General features: G+C 60.3%; 18 protein-coding genes. 12 read left to right on the forward strand and 6 right to left on the reverse strand.

Annotated elements, in window-relative coordinates; all coding sequences use genetic code 11:
* Positions 1–12: 12 nt before the first annotated feature.
* The 6 genes from ACVC7O_RS08395 to ACVC7O_RS08420 all read right to left on the reverse strand — a co-directional run bounded on the left by ACVC7O_RS08395 (position 13) and on the right by ACVC7O_RS08420 (position 5923).
* Complete coding sequence (locus tag ACVC7O_RS08395) at positions 13–207, reverse strand: hypothetical protein (RefSeq protein ID WP_458325635.1); 195 nt, start codon at positions 205–207, stop codon at positions 13–15.
* Between the two features lie 16 nt (positions 208–223).
* Positions 224–1564 carry an amidase gene (locus ACVC7O_RS08400; protein WP_458325636.1) on the reverse strand — a complete coding sequence of 447 codons (1341 nt, stop codon included), beginning with the start codon at positions 1562–1564 and terminating at the stop codon, positions 224–226.
* Positions 1561–2928: a TRAP transporter large permease gene (locus tag ACVC7O_RS08405; RefSeq protein WP_458325637.1), complete on the reverse strand. Its 1368-nt coding sequence runs from the start codon at positions 2926–2928 to the stop codon at positions 1561–1563. The genes ACVC7O_RS08400 and ACVC7O_RS08405 overlap by 4 nt, the downstream gene beginning before the upstream one ends.
* Positions 2929–2958: 30 nt before the next feature.
* Positions 2959–3549, reverse strand: a complete 591-nt coding sequence (locus ACVC7O_RS08410) for a TRAP transporter small permease subunit (RefSeq protein WP_458325638.1) — start codon at positions 3547–3549, stop codon at positions 2959–2961.
* 110 nt (positions 3550–3659) lie between these two features.
* Complete coding sequence (locus ACVC7O_RS08415) at positions 3660–4754, reverse strand: TRAP transporter substrate-binding protein (RefSeq protein WP_458325639.1); 1095 nt, start codon at positions 4752–4754, stop codon at positions 3660–3662.
* A gap of 299 nt (positions 4755–5053) precedes the next feature.
* Positions 5054–5923: an IclR family transcriptional regulator gene (locus ACVC7O_RS08420; RefSeq protein WP_458325640.1), complete on the reverse strand. Its 870-nt coding sequence runs from the start codon at positions 5921–5923 to the stop codon at positions 5054–5056.
* 208 nt (positions 5924–6131) lie between these two features.
* Between ACVC7O_RS08420 and bhcA the strand changes: the two genes are divergently transcribed.
* From bhcA to ACVC7O_RS08480, 12 genes are all read left to right on the forward strand, one after another.
* The gene (gene bhcA, locus ACVC7O_RS08425; RefSeq protein WP_458325641.1) at positions 6132–7322 is read left to right on the forward strand and encodes an L-aspartate--glyoxylate aminotransferase BhcA; all 1191 of its coding nucleotides are present in this window, start codon (positions 6132–6134) and stop codon (positions 7320–7322) included.
* A 9-nt stretch (positions 7323–7331) separates the two neighbouring features.
* Positions 7332–8303, forward strand: coding sequence for a beta-hydroxyaspartate dehydratase BhcB (gene bhcB / locus ACVC7O_RS08430; protein WP_458325642.1), 972 nt, complete (start codon positions 7332–7334; stop codon positions 8301–8303).
* 11 nt (positions 8304–8314) lie between these two features.
* Positions 8315–9478, forward strand: coding sequence for a 3-hydroxy-D-aspartate aldolase BhcC (gene bhcC, locus ACVC7O_RS08435; RefSeq protein WP_458325643.1), 1164 nt, complete (start codon positions 8315–8317; stop codon positions 9476–9478).
* Between the two features lie 83 nt (positions 9479–9561).
* The gene (gene bhcD, locus ACVC7O_RS08440; protein ID WP_458325644.1) at positions 9562–10539 is read left to right on the forward strand and encodes an iminosuccinate reductase BhcD; all 978 of its coding nucleotides are present in this window, start codon (positions 9562–9564) and stop codon (positions 10537–10539) included.
* A gap of 181 nt (positions 10540–10720) precedes the next feature.
* Positions 10721–12370: a serine/threonine protein kinase gene (locus tag ACVC7O_RS08445; RefSeq protein WP_458325645.1), complete on the forward strand. Its 1650-nt coding sequence runs from the start codon at positions 10721–10723 to the stop codon at positions 12368–12370.
* A gap of 75 nt (positions 12371–12445) precedes the next feature.
* Positions 12446–13537: an FHA domain-containing protein gene (locus tag ACVC7O_RS08450; protein ID WP_458325646.1), complete on the forward strand. Its 1092-nt coding sequence runs from the start codon at positions 12446–12448 to the stop codon at positions 13535–13537.
* On the forward strand, positions 13521–14366 hold the full coding sequence (locus ACVC7O_RS08455; RefSeq protein WP_458325647.1) for a PP2C family protein-serine/threonine phosphatase: 846 nt from the start codon (positions 13521–13523) through the stop codon (positions 14364–14366). Before ACVC7O_RS08450 ends, ACVC7O_RS08455 begins: the two co-directional genes overlap by 17 nt.
* Positions 14356–15468 (forward strand): hypothetical protein, encoded by a 1113-nt coding sequence (locus tag ACVC7O_RS08460; RefSeq protein ID WP_458325648.1) that lies wholly within the window; start codon positions 14356–14358, stop codon positions 15466–15468. The genes ACVC7O_RS08455 and ACVC7O_RS08460 overlap by 11 nt, the downstream gene beginning before the upstream one ends.
* A gap of 180 nt (positions 15469–15648) precedes the next feature.
* Entirely contained in the window at positions 15649–17727 is a 2079-nt protein-coding gene (locus tag ACVC7O_RS08465; RefSeq protein ID WP_458325649.1) for a dynamin family protein, read from the forward strand.
* Complete coding sequence (locus ACVC7O_RS08470; protein WP_458325650.1) at positions 17724–18653, forward strand: dynamin family protein; 930 nt, start codon at positions 17724–17726, stop codon at positions 18651–18653. The genes ACVC7O_RS08465 and ACVC7O_RS08470 overlap by 4 nt, the downstream gene beginning before the upstream one ends.
* A 101-nt stretch (positions 18654–18754) precedes the next feature.
* Complete coding sequence (locus ACVC7O_RS08475) at positions 18755–19138, forward strand: hypothetical protein (RefSeq protein ID WP_458325651.1); 384 nt, start codon at positions 18755–18757, stop codon at positions 19136–19138.
* Positions 19139–19141: 3 nt separating this feature from the next.
* Entirely contained in the window at positions 19142–19870 is a 729-nt protein-coding gene (locus ACVC7O_RS08480) for a hypothetical protein (protein WP_458325652.1), read from the forward strand.
* The last annotated feature ends 40 nt before the right edge of the window (positions 19871–19910 follow it).

Raw genomic sequence — 19910 nt, forward strand, 5'->3', positions numbered from 1 at the left:
GACGCCTTGGTCTCACTTCTTGCGGATACACTCATCCCAATAGTCGTAAAGCGCCATACCGCAGACCAAGATGGCGATCACCATGAATGGAAACCCACCCCAGAAACCGGCAAAGCCGGTCGAGATGCTGTGCGAAAGGCCACCGACGAAGATCACCAGAAGGCCGGTGCCGATCAGGCCCATCACCAGTTTGACAAGATATGACATTGCGCTGTCCTTTCCGTCAGGCGGCTGCGGCCGCGATGTGTTGTTGCACCCAGGCTGCTGTGCGCAGCAGCCGATCGTCTTTGTGAGCGGGACCAATCAATTGGACACCGATGGGCAGCCCTGTCTCGCCCACCAGCAAGGGCATGGTCACAGCCGGTAGCCCCGCGAGGGTCCATAGCGTGCAGAAGATCGGATCGCCGGTGCCATCGCCAAAGCGGGGGGCTTCACCTGCGGCGGAAGGTGCGAGGATTGCGTCGAATTCGGTGAAAAACTCTGCAAAGAACGCTTCGGCCGACGATTTGACCGCCAAGGCATCGTCGTACTCGGCGTCACTGATCTGGCGCGCTCGGCTGATGATGGGTTTTAAAGTCTCGCTGATCTGATCCCAGTGGTCATCGAACACAGCCTGCTGATGCCGCACGATTTCATATTCATGGATACGTGCCTGCACGGCCACAAGTTCGGAGAGCTGATCAGCAGGCTCCATTCGCGTGATGCGCGGCCCGAGCAGCTCCATCACACGCTCCAGACCTTCGCGGGCCGCGTCTGACAGCCGGTCATAGAAGGGCAGGTCAAACCAGACGAGGTCGGGCTCCATCGGTGGGGTGCCTCGCGCTCCTGCCGCCATGTTGGGCCGCGCGTGGGAAAAACTCTCGTTGTCGCGCTGGTCATAGCCGCTCAGGACATCGGCGAGTATGGCAGCATCTTCAAGAGTACGCGCAAAGGTGCCCAGCTGATCGAGCGACTTGGAGGTTTGCAACACGCCGGTGCGCGGGATCGTCCCGCGTGTGGGTTTGAACCCGAAGGTGCCGCAGAAGGAGGCGGGGCGAATGACGGATCCATTGGTCTGCGTGCCGACTGCCAGAGGCACATGGCCCGCCGCAACAGCCGCTGCCGAGCCGCTGGACGAGCCACCTGGTGAGTTATTAGGGTTCGCCGGGTTGCGTGTTTCGCTGGGATGCATGAAGGCCAGCTCGGTCGTGACCGTCTTCCCCATGATCACCGCGCCTGCTTCGCGCAGCATCTCGACGACGCGGGCATCCTCGTCGGGTTGGCGTCCCGCAAAGATGGGTGTCCCGCGTTGGGTTGGCATATCGCCCGTGTCTATGATGTCTTTCAATCCCACCGGCAGTCCATGCAGCGGCCCGGTTGCGAGGCCCGCTTGCCGATGCGTGTCACAGGCCGCAGCTTGGGCCATCGCCGCCTCCGGGTCGAGATGAGCCCAAGCGCGTAAGCCGTCCTCGGTCTCGGCGATCCGATCCAGACAGGACCGCACCAGCTGTTGCGATGACAGTCGCCCTGCCGCGATATGCGCGGAGGCCTCGCTTGCCGATAGCTCGTGCGGTTTGATCTTCACGGGATGTAGACCCCAAAGAGATAATCCGGGAACCAGAGCGCGATGGCGGGGAACTGATACATCAACACCATCGTCAGGATTACGATGCCAAGGTAGGGCATGATCCCGCGGAAGATCTCCATCAGCTCGATCTGTTTCTTGAGCACTCCCTTTAGGTAGTAGGCCGACATGGCCATGGGTGGGGTCAGAAACGACGTCTGTAGGTTCAGCGCCACAAGCATCGCGAAGAAGTAGGGGTTCACCCCGAAGACTTCGAGCAGTGGCAGGAAGATCGGCACGAAGATGATCAGGATTTCTGACCATTCGAGCGGCCATCCCAGCAGGAAAATGATGATCTGTGCGAGCACGAGGAATTGCCAGGGCTCCAGCGCCATGCCGCCGACCCAATCCGCGATAATGTCGTGGCCGCCCAGGTAGGAGAAGACGCTCGCAAAGGTCCAGGAGCCTACGAAGAGCCAGCAGACCATGGCCGTGGCCTTGGCGGTCAGAAACACGCTTTCCTTGAGCTTGGTCCAGGTCATCGACCGGTAGAGCACAGCCAACACCATGCCGCCAAGCGCGCCCATGGCGGCGGCTTCTGCCGGTGTTGCCAACCCGCCGAGGATGGAGCCAAGGACCAGCGCGATGAGTACCGTGAGGGGCACAAAGCTGACCAGCAGGTTGAAGTAGATCTCGCGCGGGGGTGGGACGTCGTCCATCTGCGGACGTGGGGCGAGTGCCGGGTTAAAATAGACCCGCACAATCACGTAAACGATGTAGAGCCCCGCCAAGAGCAACCCCGGGAAAACGGCTGCCGCGTAAAGGCGCAGTGGCGAGAGGTCAGCAATCGCTGAATAGACGATCAGCATGATCGACGGCGGGATCAAAATGCCGAGCGTGCCGCCTGCACAGATGACGCCGGACGCAAAGCTCTTGTTATAATTCGCATTGGCCATCGCGGGGAAGGCCAGCAGACCCATCAGCGTCACAACCGCGCCGACGATGCCGGACGCAGTCGAGAAGACCGCGCAGGTCAGCAGCGCCGCGATGGCCAGCGAGCCGGGCAGGTTGCGCGCGGCCTGATAGAGCGAGAAGAAGAGCTTGTCGACGATGTTCGCGCGCTCCACCACATACCCCATGAAGAGGAACAGCGGGATCGCAACCAGCGTAGGGTTCTCCATCACGGAGTAGGTGTTCTGGTTCAACAGGTAGAAAATGTTGTTGTTGAAGATGTCGCTGAAACTCTCGACTGGGCCGCCCTGGTGATAGGCGTAATAGCCGAAGGCCACGCCCATCGCGAGCAGGGTGAAGGCAATCGGAAAGCCCAGCAGCACCAGCAGGATAAACAGGCCCAGCATCAAGAGGGCGACTTCGGGATTGGTCATCTTGTTATCTTTCTTGCTGCGTCAGCGACGTCATTTCTTGCCGGGGATGATGGCGTTGATTTCCGCGAGATCTGCCTCGGACAGCAGGTCCTCGGTCTCTTTCACGTCCGCGAGACGCTCCGGCCATTCGCCCAAGCGCATGGCCATGATGCAGCGCACCAACTCTGCGAGTCCCTGGATCATCAGCAGCACGCCGGCGACCGGGATCAGCGATTTGAAAAAGTAGATCTGGATGCTTGCCGGGCTGTTGAAGCTGACTTCCTTGTATCGCCAACTGTCCGAGGCGATCTCATAGCCGAACCAGACCAGGGCGAGGATGCCGGGGAAGAAGAAGAGGAAGTAGAGCAAGAAATCGAGGCCCGCCTGCACCCGGATGGGCAGAAGGCGGTAGATCACATCCGCCCGCACGTGTGTGTCCTGTGCCAGAGCGTAGGCGCCGCACATCAGAAACAGGGCGCCGTACATCTGGATCATCATGTCGAAGGCCCAGACCGTCGGTGCGTTCAGTACGTAGCGCACGAACACCTCGTAAGACACCGAGAGCGTCAGGATCAGGATGCACCATCCAAAGGCCCGACCCACCCAAAGGCTCAGACCCTCAATGGCGTGAACGAATTTCATCTTTTCTCTTCCTCGCGACGAAGCTGATGGCCAAAACCTGTGACCCGCTCAGCAGCCAAAAGGTCGGGCGCTCCAACAAGCGCCCGATCTCAGTCTCAGATGTGATCAGCTCAACCGAAGTAGTGGTTGTAGGCCAGCTTGTAGTCCGGCTGGTTCAGGTTGAGATAGTTCATCACGTTCTTCGCATAGGCCTTCTGAGATTCCATGACCTTGGCAAAGAAGGGGTCATCCTCGGCGATGCGGTTGGCCACCACATCCCAGGCTTCGAGCTGGGCCGCCATCACCGAATCCGGTGTGCGGTAGACGTTCACGCCGTCCTGCTCCTGCAGCTTGATCAGGTCGTCAGAGTAACGCTTGGTGTTGCCCCAGTAGAAGCCCGAGTTCTCCGCCATCGACGCGTTCTTGATGATCGCCTTGTGATCGTCAGAGAGCGCGTTGAACTTGTCCTTGTTGAAGGTGACCTCGAAGAATTCCTGGCTCTGGTGATAGGAGGCCAGGTGATAATGCTTCGAGACGTCCTGCATGCCGAAGTCCCGGTCAGAGGTCGGGTTGTTGAACTCCGCCGCATCGATCAGACCCGACTTCATAGCAGGCTGGATCTCACCGCCTGGAAGCTGCACCACTGACATACCCATTTCCAGCAGCACGTCCGCGGCCAGACCCACGGTACGGTACTTCAGACCGTTCATCTGGCTGGCATCGGTGATCTGCTCTTGGAACCAGCCCAGTGGCTGCGCGGGCATTGGCGAATTGAAGAACGACACAACGTTCAGGCGCAGGTTGTCCATCAGCTCATTGAAGAGCTCAAGCCCGCCGCCAGCGTAGACCCATCCCAGCACTTCCTGGCTCGACCAGCCGAAGCAGGGGCCTGTGCCAAAGAGCGAGGCTGCCTTGGACTTGCCGTACCAATAGGCAGGCACGTAATGGGCCGCGTCCAGAACGCCACGGTGCACCGCGTCCTGCATCTGGCTGGTTTTCACAACCGCATCAACGGACAGCACTTCGATTGTCAGCGACCCGCCGGACATCTCGTTTACACGTGCTGCGAAGGACTGGGCGTTCTCAAGGAAAATGCCGCCGCCCCAGGCCGCCTGCATTTTCAGCGTTGTGCCATGGCCGTCAGCGATGGCAGGTGTCGCAAGTGCGGCAGCCCCGGCAACGGCCGAGCCCCGCAAGAATTTTCTGCGATTCAGATTATCTGTCATGTTTCCTCCCTAGGTACGGGTCCACGACCCGTTTCAGATATGAGCATCGTGCTCGGTCTTGACGTAGAATGTGGAGAATGGTGCCGGTTTTGCTCGATTATTACCAGCGCAATGCTCCTCCATTGCGCTGCGGCCCTGACCTCTCCCCATCTTACGATAGTCAAACTAGACTAACACTGTGATCAGGCAAGAAAGTAGCCCAAAAACAATCCGTTAGCTCAACCCTTAGGTGAATTCCGGTGGTGGTTGCGGTTTTCGACGGTCTCCTCTGTTCATTGATCTGATGCGCATCTGGTCGCTCAGGCGACGTGATGGCCCGGTTGTCCGTATCCGCTGTCCGATCCTGCCATGTGATCAGGGAAACGTCCGCCGATCAACTGCGTAATCTCGCGGGCGGCCTCTGCGACTGTCGCGCCAAGTTCCGGCACGCGGTGGGTGTCAAACCGGGTGCTGGGTCCTGAAATGGACACACCGGCGCAGGGCTCACGATGCTCATCATAAATGACACTGCCGATGCAGGACATGCCAGCATAGCGCTCCTCGCGATCAAATGACCATCCGCGATCCTGCGTGAGTGCGAGATCCTCGAAAAAGGCATCGGGGGTGATCAGAGTGTTTTCGGTGAAGCTCGTCAGCCCCGTTGACATGAGCATCTTCCGCACACGCGCTTCGGGCAGTGCTGCGAGAATTGCCTTACCGGTACCCGATGCATGCATCGAGGTGCGCGTACCCTTGGCGAAGAAGGCCCGGATAGGGTTGCTCGATTCGATCTGGGCAACGAACACGACCTCCGCCCCGTCTGGTATGGCAAGGTTGGCGGTCTCCCCGGTCCTCTCCATCAGCTGCCGCATGATCGGGCGGCTGACCGCGCTGAGGCCCGTCCTATTCAGGAAGGACACACCAGTGCGGTAAGCCTCGAGGCCAATGACCCAGTCTTGCCGCTCCTCGTCGAAGGCGACAAACCCGTGCTTCTGCAGCGTGGTCAGGATGCGGTGAGTGGTGGCAGTGGGCACGCCCAGTGACAGGGACAAATCGGTCAGGGTGGCTCGTTCTGCCTTGGAAATCGCCGTGAGGATACCCAGCGCACGATCCAGCGACTGCAGCGTGCCAGCCGAGCTTTCCTTGAATTGAGACTTGGGGCGCCCGCGAGGGCGCTTCTGCGGCGTCATGTCGGTGATTGCCCTTCGGTATGCTGTCCAGAGTTTTGCATTTCCGAAAAATATTTTCAACAAAAAATTGAATGCAAATTTGGAAAACAAAATACCTTATAAAAACATATGTTTGATAATTTAAATTACTAAATGAAAAATATTTTCGAGAAAATTGATTACGCCGATCTAGTTGATAAGATACAGGGTGGCAAAGGAGGATACCGCTATGTCAGATCAGAACCCCGTGTTCATCCCAGGACCGACGAACATGCCCGATCGTCTGCGCGCGGCGATGCAGGTTCAGACACGTGATCACCGCGCCCCGGACTTTATCGAGACCTTTGCGCCGGTGCTGGAAGAAACCAAGAAGGTCTTCGGCACGACTGACGGCAAGGTGATCACCTTTCCTGCGAGTGGAACCGGCGGCTGGGAAGCTGCAATCTGCAATACGCTGAGCCCCGGCGATAAAGTGCTTGTGGCGCGATATGGAATGTTCAGCCATCGCTGGATCGATCTTTGCGAGCGTCACGGCTTAGACGTTCATGTGCTGGATTGCGCATGGGGTGCCGGTGCGCCCGCCGAGCGGTTCGAGGCCGTTCTGACCGCAGATACGTCCCACGCAATCAAGGCGGTTCTCGTAACGCACAACGAAACCGCAACGGGCGTGACCTCTGACATCGCCGCCGTGCGCGCAGCGATGGATGCGGCCAACCACCCGGCGATGATGTTCGTCGATTGTGTCAGTTCGCTGGCCTCCATCGAGTTCAAAATGGACGATTGGGGAGTCGACATCGCGGTATCGGGGTCGCAGAAAGGTTTCATGCTGGCGACGGGCATGGCCATCCTCGGGGTGAGCCCCAAGGCGCTCGCTGCGATGGAAACGGCCAAACTGCCGCGTACATTCTTCGATTTTCGCGACATGATGAACGCCAACGCCTCCGGCGGATTTCCGTACACGCCGCCCTTGCAACTCATCTATGGCCTGCGCGAGAGCCTCAAGATGTTGATGGAAGAAGGCTTGGAGAACGTCTACGCCCGGCACTTCCGCCTCGCGGAAGGGGTTCGCCGGGCGGTCGATGCCTGGGGCCTGCGTCTCGTCGCTGAAAGCCCGGACCTCTACTCTGATACGGTGAGCGCGGTCTATGTCCCCGACGGGTTTGACAGCAACGCGCTGACCGATCAGGCGTTCAACGCCTATGGCGTCTCCTTCGGGATCGGGCTGGGCGAGATGAACGGGAAGGCGTTTCGGATCGGGCACTTGGGCAGCCTGACCGATGTGATGGTTCTGTCCGGCCTCGCGACCATCGAGATGGCCATGGCAGACCTTGACTATCCGATCGAGCTCGGCAGCGGTGTGGCGGCGGCGCAGGACTATTATCGCCAGCATCGCGCTGCGCTGATCAAATCCGCCGCGTAGGAGGCGATCATGCTGGATACACTGACCGGACCCGACCTGACCATCGACCACGTGCATGCGGCGCATGAGCGGATCAAACCCTACATCCACTGCACGCCGATCCTCACCTCGCAATACTTCAACGAGCTCACCGGAGCGGAGTTGTTCTTCAAATGCGAGAACTTCCAGAAGGCGGGAGCATTCAAGGTGCGGGGCGCGTCGAATGCGGTCTTCGGGCTGAGTGACGCGATGGCGGAGAAGGGTGTGGCGACCCATTCGTCGGGCAACCATGCGCTGTCGCTGAGCTACGCCGCCGGGCGGCGTGGCATCCCCTGCCATGTTGTGATGCCGCGCACGGCGCCCGAGGCCAAGAAGGCGGCGGTCCGGGGCTACGGCGGTCTCATCACCGAGTGTGAACCCTCGACCACGAGCCGCGAGGCGGTCTTCGCCGAGGTGGAGGCGGCCACCGGGGCGGAATTCGTGCATCCCTACAACGACCCGCGTGTGATCGCCGGGCAGGCGACCTGTTCCTTGGAGATGTTGGAGCAGGTCGAGAACATGGACGCGGTCATCGCGCCCATCGGCGGGGGCGGTATGATCTCGGGCACCTGCCTGACCTTGTCGAACCTTGCACCTCAGATGGAGATCTACGCGGCTGAGCCGGATCAGGCGGATGATGCCGCGCGGTCCTTCCGTGCGGGCCACATTATCGCCGATGACGCCCCGGTGACCATCGCGGACGGGCTCAAGGTGCCGCTGAAAGACAACACCTGGCACTTCGTCTCGAGCTTCGTGACCGATGTGCTGACGGCTAGCGAGCAGGAAATCATCGATGCGATGAAACTCACCTGGGAGCGGATGAAGATCGTGATGGAACCAAGCTGCGCCGTGCCGATGGCGACCATCCTGCGCAACCCGGAGGTGTTCCGAGGCAAGCGGGTCGGCGTCATCATCACAGGCGGCAATGTGGATTTGGACAAACTGCCCTGGATCACGGGTTAAGGAGAGCGGATATGAACACGCAAGTGAAATTCGAAGACTTTGAAGTCGGCTATGACATTCCTGCGTCCATCGGCATGGATGAGGCACAGATACAGACGCCCTGCCTCGTGCTGGATCTCGACGCGCTGGAGCGCAACATCAAGAAGATGGGCGATTGGGCAAAGGCGCACGGCATGCGTCACCGGGTGCACGGCAAGATGCACAAATCGGTGGATGTGGCGCTGTTGCAGGAAACACTCGGCGGCAGCTGCGGCGTGTGTTGCCAGAAGGTGTCGGAGGCAGAGGTCTTTGCGCGTGGTGGCATCAAGGATGTGCTGGTCTCAAACCAGGTGCGCCAGCCGGAGAAGATCGACCGGCTTGCGCGGCTGCCAAAACTGGGCGCGCGCACGATCTGTTGTGTGGATGACATCGAGAATGTGGCAGACCTGTCCGAGGCGGCTGTCCGTCACGCTACTGAGATCGAATGCCTTGTGGAGATCGACTGCGGCGCTGGCCGTTGCGGCGTGACCACCACGCCGGAGGTCGTTGAGATCGCCAAGGCCATCGACGCGGCGGACGGCCTCAAGTTTGCCGGCATCCAAGCCTATCAGGGGGCGATGCAGCATCTCGACAGCTATGAGGAACGCAAAGCCAAGATCGATGTGGCCGTGGCTCAGGTGAAGGATGCAGTTGATACGCTAAAGGCCGAGGGCCTCAACTGCGATATCGTTGGTGGCGGCGGCACAGGCTCCTACTACTTCGAGGGAAACTCGGGCGTCTACAACGAGCTGCAGTGCGGGTCTTACGCCTTCATGGACGCCGACTATGGCCGTATTCTCGATGAGAATGGCAACCGGATCGATCAGGGCGAGTGGGAGAACGCGCTCTTTATCCTGACCTCGGTCATGAGTCATGCCAAGGCGGACAAGGCCATCGTGGATGCTGGCCTCAAGGCGCAATCCGTAGATTCCGGTCTGCCCGTCATTTTTGGGCGCACAGATGTGGAATATGTCAAATGCTCCGATGAGCATGGCGTCGTGGCTGATCCGGATGGCGTGCTGAAGGTGAACGACAAGCTGAAGCTGGTGCCCGGGCACTGCGACCCGACCTGTAATGTCCATGATTGGTATGTGGGCGTGCGGAACGGCAAGGTCGAGACGCTGTGGCCTATATCAGCCCGCGGCAAGGCCTATTGAGCCCACACCCCATGACGACCAAAGGCCGCGCCCCGACCCACGGGGCGCGTGTGTCTCTACCACTGACAGAACTGGAACACCCCATGAGTGAAGGATTGCTGATCGTCGGCGAGGACATCTGTGCGGAGGTGGTCAGCAGCGCCGACGCATTCACTGCAGTTGAGGCCGTTTTCGGCGCCATGGCGCGGGGAGACGCCTATAACTTTCCGGTCATTCGCGAGGCGATTGGCTATGCGGACGCGCTCTACGGCTTCAAGTCGGGCTTCGACAAGGCAGGCAAGACGCTCGGCGTTAAGTCGGGCGGCTATTGGCCCGGGAACATGGACAAGGGGCTGACCAACCACCAGTCCACCATTTTCCTCTTCGATCCGGACACAGGCATGCTGCAGGCGCTGGTCGGGGGCAACTATCTGACAGCCGTGCGCACAGCGGCGTCCTCCTCGGTTTCCATTGCGCATCTTGCACGCAAGGATGCCAAGGTGTTGGGCATGGTCGGGGCAGGGCACCAGTCGACTTTTCAGTTGCGCGCGGCAGCGGAACAGCGTGACTTCGAAAAGGTTGTGGCCTGGAATCCGCATCCCGAAATGTTGCCACGCCTTGGCTCTGTTGCCGAAGAGCTCGGCCTCACCTTTGAGGCGGTGACCCAGGAGGAGCTGGGCGCGCAGGCCGATGTGATCATCACCATCACCTCCGCCTTCGAGCCACTCTTGATGAAGGACTGGATCAAGCCCGGCACGCATATCGCCTGCATGGGAACTGATACGAAGGGGAAGCAGGAGGTCGACCCGGCGCTGCTGGCTGCCGCCACCGTCTTTGCGGATGAGATTGCTCAATCGACCACTATCGGCGAGTCGCAACATGCGGTGTCGACCGGTCTTCTCTCGGAAGGTGACATTACGCCAATTGGTGCCGTGATCAACGGCACCCACCCTGGTCGGAGCGATGCGTCAGAGATCACGCTCTTTGATGGCACGGGCGTCGGGCTGCAGGATCTCGCGGTTGCCTCTGTCGCCGCCACAAAGGCCGAGGAGGCCGGAAAAGCCACGCGCGCAGTTCTTTAAGTGACGTTGCGCTGATCGGCGTTAAGACCTCATAAATTAGTATAAACTTGTCGTTTCATGGCACGGGTCTTCCCCGGCGTGGCCATGTTTTCGTCACAGCATTTTGGCCTCTCTAGGAAGGGTTTTGGTGCGCCGTCGCGGCGGCTGGAACTTTGAGCAGCCATGGACGAATGACACGACAATGAGCACCCCAGACGGGACACTTCCACCAGAGGCCAACACCGAGGCCCTTGCCCCCGGCAGCCAATTGCTGAGCGGGCAGTATGAGATCATTCGTTATCTCAGCAGTGGCGGTTTCGGCATCACCTATCTGGCGAAAGACAGCTTGAACCGCACTGTCGTGATCAAGGAGTGCTTCCCCGAGGCGTTTTGCAGTCGCGTGAAGAAGACGGTCCGCGCCCGGACGCGGAACTACATTGACGATTTCAAGTCAATTGTCGCGCTTTTCATCCGCGAGGCGCATGCGCTCTCCCGCCTCGACCACGAGAGTGTCGTGGGCGTGCATCAGGTCTTTGAAGATAATGAGACGGCCTATATGGCTCTGGACTTGGTTGATGGGAAGGATCTGCTCGACATCATCGAAAGCGGTAGCCCGTCTATGTCATCCGCGCAGGTGCGCAAGCTGACCCTATCGCTGCTTGACGCAATTTCGCACGTGCATGGTCAGGACCTGTTGCACCGCGATATCTCGCCCGACAACATCCTGGTGGACAAGACAGGTCACCCGGTTCTGATCGACTTTGGCGCGGCGCGCGAGGAAGCGAGCCGCAAGAGCCGGGTTCTCTCAGCCGTGTTGGTCGTGAAGGATGGCTATTCGCCACAGGAATTCTACGTCGCCGGCAGCCAGCAATACCCGTGCAGCGATCTCTATGCCCTCGCTGCGTCGCTCAGTCATCTCATCTCTGGTGAAGCGCCGCCCAACAGCCAGGCCCGGTTGGCCGCACTGGCGTCGAGCCAGCCTGATCTTTACCAGCCGCTGCTGGGTCGGTTCCCCGCGTACGATGATGCATTTCTTGCCGCGATCGACAAGGCAATGAGCATCGTGCCTGCGGATCGAGTCCAATCGGCTGAAGAGTGGGTCCTCATGATCGACCACAGCAAGCGCGCCGAACTGGCGCGGGCGCGGGCGCGGGATGATGAGACGATCAATCTCACGGTCAGCAACCTGATCCAGTCGATGCAGGATGCGGGTGAGGCGGTCGGAACCGATGCAGCGAAACTGGCCAAGGACGTCCCGGCAGTGGAACCTGCCGCTGTCACAAAACCTAAAGACACAAAATACGATGAGGCCTTCTTCCGCGACCTCTATCAGGATGAGGACGAAGACGCCGAGGCGTCTGCCGATCCGATTCACGAGACAGATGTCGATGACATTCTTGACGCGCTTTACAAGGCCGCAGATCAAGCGCCTGTCGCTGATGTTGCAGTAGCTGACACGGCGGAGATCTCGGAGAACCGAGGTGAAGATCGCGATGTTGCGGCTGAGTCCAGAAAGGCGGACCCGGCGTCGGCTGATGAGAGCGCCGACGCTTTGCCCGCCCGCGCCCCCGCAAACAATCCCATCGCGCGTCTCAAGGCGCGAGAGGCGCTGCCGCCCGTGATTTCGCAGGAGGAATTTGATGTCCTCATCGCCGCTGAACAGGCTGCGCCGAAAGGGCCACACTACCGGCGGTTGGCGACCATTCCCGTGATCCTCTTTGCTTACTTTTTCCTCGGGCACACCGCGCTGCAGTTTGACGATGTCCACGCGATCACGGTCGGGCAGATCATCGCGCTTGGCGAGGACTACGGCTACTGGACTGCACACCGATCATACACGACCGGTGGATAACGACGCGTACTGAGTTCTGTCCGCTTCGGGAAGTTCCGAGGCGGCTGGTTACAAACAACTTTGGAAAGGCATGACATGACACTCTTCCGGAAGGTTTTTCAAAACCAATCGACACCTGCCACAGGCGACGAAGGATTGGATGAGGACGCGCTGCGCGAGGCCTTCATGGAAACGTCTGAAGACCGCGTTCTGCCATTGGACCCTTTTGCCGTGGCCGAGACGGCCGGCGAGGAGGAGGCTGGCACAGAAGCGCCGCTGACGGACGATGCGGCCGAGGATGACGACGCGCCTGAGGCGTTCGCGGATGCGGACGACGCGCCAGAGGTCGCCGAAGACGACGAGGATGACGGCGGAGCCGATATTGCCGCGGTGCTGGCCCAAACGCGCATGATGGAAGAAGTCGAGCCGCAGTCTGCGCCCCGCGTCGAACCGGAGATGGAACCGGAAGACCTGCTCGAGCAGGAGATGACATCTGAGACCTCCGAGGCCGCCTTCGACGATGAGCCGGTCCAGGAAATGGTCGGTGGTCCCGAAGTCGAGGCGGAAGAGCCCTCGGATGTTGTGGCTTTCGCCAAGCGACAGCTTGAGCTTTCAGGCGGCGTCGCGGAGGAAGCCGCATCCGCCCCAGTGGATCTTTCCGCGACGTCGGAGGCTGCTGTACCCGCGCCGATGGCAGGCCGCTCTGGCCGGCGGGCAGGGCGGGTAAAGACCCGCCTTCTTGGGTTCAACCGCGCTGACCAGGGGGCGCAAGACCCGATTGGCGCCACGGAAGGTGCCACGGCGAGCCCGCAGAACGAGAAGTTCCCGGTCGGCTGGCTGGTGGTTGTCGAGGGGCCTGGTGTTGGTCATTCCTTCAGCATTTTCACGGGCGCGTCGATGATCGGCCGCGGCGACGATCAGGTGATCAAACTCGACTTCGGCGACAACAGCATCTCGCGCCACAATCATGCGGCCATCGCCTATGACGAAGAGCAGAACAAATTCTACATCGGTCATGGCGGCAAATCGAATATCATTCGGCGCAACGCGCGCCCGGTGCTAAGCACCGAAGAGCTGCATCATGCCGATCTCATCCGCATTGGTGAGACCACGCTGCGCTTTGTTGCGCTCTGCGGGTCGGACTTCAAATGGAACATGACGGATGGCGGCGATGCCTCCGACGTTTGATTTCGACGCAGCCTCCGCTCTCAGCCAAGGCGAGCGCACTTACCAGGAAGACGCGGTGATTTCCGATTTCTCGCGAGGCTCTGACGTTGGCCTCGTGGTGCTTGCCGATGGCATGGGCGGCCACGCCGCGGGAGATGTCGCGAGCAAGATCGTTGTGACAGAGGTTTTCAGCGAGTTGATGTTTCAGCGCGGTGATGTGGCCGCCTTTGAGCGGACGGTGACGCAGAACCTCTTTGATGCGACCATGGCGGCGAATGCCTGTCTGCGCCAGCATGTGGACATGCATCCCGAGACGCATGGCATGGGGGCCACCCTCGTGGCCACTGTGATCCTGAACCGGAACCTGTATTGGATTTCGGTTGGCGACTCGCCGCTCTTCCTGTTCCGGGACGGTGGGCTGTCGCAGCTCAACGAAGACCATTCCATGGCGCCGCAGATCGACTTCATGGTGAAGTCCGGCCTGTTGGATACTGATGAAGCCCGGTGCCATCCGGACCGCAACACGTTGACCTCGGTGCTCTTTGGCGAGGAGGTGCCTCGCATCGATTGCCCGAAGGAGCCCTTGGAACTGCGTACGGATGACGTGCTGATTGTCGCGAGCGATGGGCTTCAGTTCCTGACGAACGACGAGATCACGGAGGTGCTGACTGCGCATCGAGAAGCGCATAGCGCCGAGATCGCCGACAGCCTGCTGGCGCGCTTGAGCGACTTGCAAGATCCGGACCTGGACAATGTGTCGTTCTCGATTGTGAAGCTGAACGACCCACAGCCCCGACAGGTTGGTGCGGCGGAGGCAAAGGCCAAGGATGTCCTGCGTTGTGTTGGATGATCTCTCATCCGATACCGTGATCACGCGGTTGGACCATGCGCTGGCGCATGGTGATTTGAGTGGCTCGGCACGATCACAGGCGCAAGACCTGCGCGACCGACTTTGCGGGGGTGTACAGGTTGTTTTGCTCGGGCCGAAAGGGGCCGGCAAGTCGCAGCTCTGCGGGGTGATGCTGGGCGCTTCTCTTGACGCGCAGGACACAGGCGGGAGCTATGGTGTCCGATACGTCAGCTCCTCGGGGCCCGCCACGCCGAACACCGACCAGTTGCAGACCATCGTGCTGTCGAGCCCCTTGCTCGACACGACCACGCTGGTCGATGTTTCAACTCCAACGAAGGCCGACGAGATGGCGGTGCGATTGGACTGGGCGCTCGGACGTGCCGATATCGTGGTTTGGTGCACCGAGGTCTTCGGCGCCGAAGAGGCGGCGGTTTGGGCTGGAGTGCCAGACCACCTGAAAGATCATAGCTTCTTGGTGCTGACCAAGGCTGATATTCTCGCCGCGCAAGGAACAATGGCTGCGCGGATCGCCGAGTTGCAGAGCATCGCTGCAGAAGAGTTTCACAGCTTTTTTCCGACCTCGACCCATCACATCCATCAAGCGATGTCGCAGGGTGACAGTGTCGACGATGCGGCTCTGGCGGCAAGCGGTGTGAAGGCGCTGCGTGATACGCTTTTGGGACTGGCCGCGTCCGGCCGCCAGGCTGATTTAGACCGCGCACTGCTGTTCCTCGAACGGCACGACGCGCAGCCGCAAGAGCCATTGGCTAAGACGTTATCGGACGGGCCTAGTGTGCAGACGTATCAGCGGGCGCTCGATCTTCTGTGCGCCCGGATTCCGGAATTGTCATCGTCTGATCCCAACATCGAAGTCTCTGATCACGTTCTGACCACCTGCGGCGCGCTTGTTGAAGACCTCGCTGAGTTCGCAGGGGATCAGGCGCATCGTAACGATGCCTTCGAGGTCTGGCGCAATGATCTCTACGAGGCCAGCGACAAGGTTGTGCTGATGGGGCTCGAGAATGACATGCGGTCCGCGGCTGACGCCGCGACGGTCATCCTGCAGCTGAAGCGCGACCTGGAAGAGCGGATCGCTTGTTAAAAGCCTAACTATTGTTGGTATTTGCGCCGACAGATCGCCACAATCGGAGCACATTTGCGCGCCACCTAGGACTAGAGCAAAACCAACATTAGGGGCAGCAGATTTCATGGCGAGCGGGCCAATATACATCCAACCTCACTCTGCATTAAGGTGCTCTGGCGGCCCCGTGGGAGGCCGCTCATGAATGCCCTGACGTCATCCGAGCGCGCGGAGTTTCAACACGCCACCCGGAAAGAGCTGCTCGGGCTTGGCCTCGCACCCATGCGCGAGATCGCTCAGATGAGCGCGCATCTCCGCGGGGCGCTTGTCGGGCTGCAGAGCCTGGGAGACAGCGGGACATCCAAGCGCGCGGATCGGTTGCTACGCCAGCTTGACAGCTTCGAGCCGAGCGTAACCCTGATCGGACAAATCAAATCAGGCAAGACCTCGCTGGTCAACGCGCTGGTGGGGCTGCCCGACCTGCTGCCTGCGGATGTGAACCCGTGGACATCCGTTGTCACGTCCCTGCATCTGCACCCCGAAACGCAAGGGTTTCAGGAAACAGCTTCGTTCCAGTTTTTCGACGAAGACGAGTGGGATCGCCTGATCTCGGGCGGCGGTCGGATTGGAGAGTTGGCCAGCCGGGCTGGCGCCGATGACGAGTTGGAGAAGATCAAGGCGCAAGCAGCCGAGATGCGCGAGAAATCCCGCCAGCGCCTTGGCCGGAAATTCGAGGTGCTTCTCGGGCAACAGCGCGACTACGGCTATGTCGATAAGGATTTGATCGAACGATACGTTTGTCTCGGTGAGGAGCCCGACGAAGACGCGCCTGACGTTTCCGAGGAGCAGGGCCGGTTTGCCGATATCACCAAAGCCGCCGATCTCAGCCTGCAATGCCCCGCTTTGCCCATGCGGCTGTGTCTGCGGGACACGCCGGGGGTGAACGACACCTTCATGATGCGCGAGCAGATCACAATCCGCGCGATCCGCGACAGTCGGATCTGCGTGGTGGTGCTTTCTGCTCATCAGGCGCTGTCATCGACCGATCTGGCGCTGATCCGGCTGATCACCCATGTGAAGTCTCGCGACGTGATCATCTTCGTCAATCGTGTGGATGAATTGTCCGATCCCAAGGCACAGATCCCGCAGATCAGGGCAAGTATCGCAGACACACTGTCCCGTCATAAGGGGCCCGAAGACGCCGAGGTGATCTTTGGCAGCGCGCTCTGGGCGTCGCACGCGCTCGACGGGCGCTTGGATGAACTGCCGCGTGCCAGGGCCGATGCGCTTCTGGACTGGTCCGATCATGCCGATCTGGGGCAACTCTTTGAGGGACAGAAGGATAGGGATCCTTCGAAACTGGCCTGGGGTCTGTCTGGCGTGCCGATGCTGCAGCAGGCTATTGCAGCCCGTGTCGCTGAGGGCCCGGCAGATGCCACGTTACATCGCATTGGAACCAGCGCGCTGAACCTCACAAGTGCGATGTCGGCGGGACAACGCCTTTCGACGCAGACGCAGGACGGCGCGAAACTGGGCAAGCTTGAAGGTGCCACTGCGCGCAAGGGGCTCGACGACCTTCTTGCCGCTGAGGCTGAGAAACTGCGCGCCACCTTCGACGGCATTCTCGCGGAATTCTCGGACCGTATGGACCGTGTCCAGGCCAGCTTTCTTGATCGCGCGACGGCCTCGCTGATTGTTCATCTCGAAAAGAACGGCGATTCTTCGCCTTGGACGTACGATCCCGCAGGGTTGCGCATGTTGCTCAGCTCATCTCACAAGGTGTTGGCGCGAAAGAGCAAGGCAGCCTTTGAGACCGCCACCCAGCAAGTGCGGGATGACCTCGGCCAACTCTACGCACAGGCCTTTGGCCTCGTCCCTGACCAGATCACCGTTACCCAACCCCGCGCACCGGACGCGCCGGCGCCAGTGACCTTGGGTCGTACCATTGCGCTCGATCTCAACGGAAGCTGGTGGAAACGCTGGTGGCTGCATCGTCGAGGGTACAAGGCCTATGCCTCCAGTTTTTATGATCTGATCAAGACCGAGACAGAACCCTTCGTGGATGAGTTGCGCGATGATCTGGCAGAGGAAATCCGCACGAATGCGCTCGAGGCCTTTGATGCGTTTCTGGCTGAACAGCGCGCTGTCTTCACTTCGCTGGAAGAGATCGCGCAGGCCGGCCCCGACCAGATGCGCGCCCATATGGCAAAAACCGCGCCCCCGGATCGCGCGGCACTGCTGCACAAGACCATGGACCTCTTGAGCGAGTACGCGACATGACAGTTGATCAGACACCGCCCGACACACCGGCTTTTGCAGATGCCCTTACCGGGCTACGCCGACCGCGTATCGCCCTGATGGGTGAGTTCAGCGCGGGCAAGAGCACGCTCGCAAATCTCATGATCGGGGCTGATCCCCTGCCTGTTCAGGTCATTGCGACGCAATTGCCGCCTGTTTGGATCAGCTATGGCACGGCACCGGCGACCATCGTCGATCTGGACGGCAATGAAACGCCCTGTGATCTTGAAACCCTGCAGGATACCTCCGCCATGGATACGGCCTTCATCCGCATCCAATGCGAGGAAGAGATCCTCAAGATGTGCGATGTCATCGACATGCCGGGCATCTCTGATCCGAACATGCCGCCCGACGTTTGGGAGCGCATTCTGCCGCTTGCCGACGCCGTGATCTGGTGCAGTCCGGCAACGCAGGCCTGGCGCCAAAGCGAGGCGTCGGTCTGGGACATGGTGCCATCGCAGGTGCAGGCGCAGTCGATCCTATTGCTGACCCGCGGCGATATGCTGACGTCTGAGAAGGATCGGCAGAAAGTGCTGAAGCGCGTGCGCACCGAGACGGACGATCTGTTTCTCGATACGCTCATGATCTCGCTGACCCAAGCGCGCGATGCAGGGGATGATCCGCAGCTTTGGGACGAAAGCGGTGCGGAACCTTTTGTAAATGCATTCTTAGGCGTTGTCGCGACCCTGGCCGACCGGGTGTCGGATGCCGGTTCGGCGGAGCCTTTCGCCGCGTTGGCGCGGGCCGCGAAGCCTGATCCTACGCATGCGGAGACCGTGGAGGCCGCGCGCGCTGAGCCATCCGACCGCGTTGTGCCCCGCCGCCCGGTTGCGAAATCCGTGCGGGCCCGCCCTGCGCCCCGACCAGAGCCGGAAGAAGAACTGAGCTTGACGCCAAAATTCTCATGAAATCAGCTGAAAACCGTTAACCGGACGGACATGTTCTGACGCTATACCCAACTCAGTGCGGCTGCGATGTTGCGCGCTGATATCGGAGATAGGTCGTCAGAATGGCAGTGCAGGATCGGCTGGACGGTTTGCGGACCCGTTTTCGGGGCTGTCAAATTGTGGCCTTTGCTGATCTGTCGACGGGTATGGTCTTCGCGGCCAGCACCGCTGAAAAAGTCGCGCAGGAGCGGCTGGACGCACTTTGCAAGGCTGCAAAACACCAGCTGTCAGGTGCAATCGCTCAGTCGCTGTCCGAACAGGTCTTCGAGGCAACCGAAGTGCCGCTGCGGGCAGTTTCCATGGGCTCGCCGTTGGTCACCTGCGTCGTGGCAGGGTCAGACCGCGGCGACGAAGCGCTTTGCTTCTTGTGCGAACGGGATGTGCGTCTGTCCGAGATCATGGATGCGGGGGCTGCGGTGCTGTCCGAGCTCTGCGAAGAGGTCTGACCGATGCCCGACGGACATTTGGAAGATGAACGGCGGCTGCAGCACGTTCTTGACGAGTTGGCGGGCGGCTCGGCCCCAGCCACCGCCGCGGGTCGGGTGATCTTTGAAAATGACGCAGGCAATGCGCTGGCGTCGGTTCTCGGTGCAATCGATGAAACGGTGCTCCCGCGCCGTTTGACCTTTGCAACTGGCGAGGCGCGGACGCTTTGTTGTGAGGTGGCGGAGCGACGCATCATGCGGTTTGCGAACGATCCGCCGCTCTCCAAGGCGGATGCTGTCTCGGCGGCGGCGCAGATCGAGGCCTTCAGCGCAAGCGCATCTGTTATTCACCTGCGGAGTGAGATTGTGGCGACGGCGACGACCTCGGGTGAGGTTGGGGTGTCCGTGGCGGAATTGCTCAGCCATATCGCGACCGACGCCATTCCGCGCGATATCACCGCACTGATCGAAACAGCCCTGTCGGAAAGTGCCAGCTACGCGCTGGCTATCGTCGATCGACAGCTTGATGGCCGCGTGCGCGAGAAGGGGCAGAGCACCCTTTGCGAAAAGCTGCAGCAGATGGAGGCCGCATTTCATACCCAGCCAGACGGCCTCACCCGACAAATTTGGATTGGCGCACCCGACGAGGACTTCGCAATCCTTCAGATCACCTCCTCTGACCGCTGCATCTGGATGGCGTTTGAAGTCGAGCATCTCGACAGTTGCATCAACATTTGGTCTCGTCTGGGCTGATCCTAAAGGCCGGTCGGCACGCGACAGGTGCTGAGACAGA

Source organism: Roseobacter cerffii (genome assembly GCF_054226325.1).